This is a genomic window from Novosphingobium rosa NBRC 15208, assembly GCF_001598555.1.
Classification (GTDB): Bacteria; Pseudomonadota; Alphaproteobacteria; order Sphingomonadales; family Sphingomonadaceae; genus Novosphingobium; species Novosphingobium rosa.
The window spans coordinates 1-1,048 of sequence record NZ_BCZE01000178.1 but is presented as its reverse complement, the minus strand read 5'-3'; the positions used below and the strand labels follow the sequence as shown (position 1 = coordinate 1,048).

Here is a 1,048-nt window from a genome sequence, read left to right as displayed (position 1 = left end):
GCCGGGAAATCCGCCACCAGCTGCCAGCTGCCCGCATTGTCCACCGAGCGCCAGATGCCGTAACGGCCATCGACCCGGCCCGAGATGAAGATGGTGGGATAGGCCGCACCCTTCGCGGCTTTCCCGAAAGCCACATCGTCGACATGATCGACATGCGCCACCACGCTCCAGCTGGCGCCGCCATCGGTGCTGCGGCGCAGGCCGGTGTCGCCATTTCCGTTCACCGCCGAGGTGAAGAAAAGATGCCCGGCATGGCCCGGCACCGAACGCAGCTTGGCGGTCTCTCCGCTGGAGGGCGCGATCTCTCCGGGGAAGACGCGGGTCCAGTTGGCGCCGCCATCGCGGCTGCGCCACAGGCCTTGCAAGGCGATGTTGGGGGCCTCGCCGCTGTGGTAGAGATAGAAGGTGCCGCCCGTGGTCTTGTCGGCGGTCAAGGTTTTGCGCTGCTGCCACATATGCGGGAAGGAGCCGGTCTTGTCCCCCACCTCGCCGGGCAGATGCACCGGACTCCACGTCTTGCCGCGATCCTTGGTGTAGAAGGGCTTGCGGTTGTCCGAAGGCTCCCAGATGATGTTGTCGACATCGCTGGATGACACGGCAATGGCGCCATAGGACATGCGCCACGGGTCGTCGCCCTTTTCACCCGGAGGCGTGGGCAAGGTGGCGAATTTGGTCCATGTGCGCCCGCCATCGGTGCTGTAACCGGCCATCACGGCATTGCCGTCTTCCGAGCAGCAATGGCGCGCGTCCGAGGCATTGCTCACCACGAAACTCGGATCGGACGGCGACCAGTCCATCTGCTGCACCGACATCAACCCGCGCTCATTCGGCCCGAAGGTGGTGGAGAAGGCGTTGAGGTCATCCTTCACATGCATGCCGAAGTCCCAACCCGCGAAGATCGGCGACTGGCCAGGGGCCTGAATGGCGTCATTGGTCACCAGCTCCTCGATGCCGCGCGCCTGGCTGACCCAGTTGGCCACCGAAGTGCCCGGCGGGAAATCGGCGTAGAAGGGCCCGGTGCCGCCGCCCACCCACAGGCGGTTGGGCA

Annotated in this window: 1 protein-coding gene; it reads right to left on the bottom strand. The window is 65.6% G+C overall.

Features of this window, described 5'->3' with window-relative positions; genetic code table 11:
- Positions 1 to 1,048, bottom strand: a 1,048-nt coding sequence (locus tag SR3_RS30290) for a WD40/YVTN/BNR-like repeat-containing protein (RefSeq protein ID WP_169805752.1), incomplete at both ends; no start/stop codon positions are given.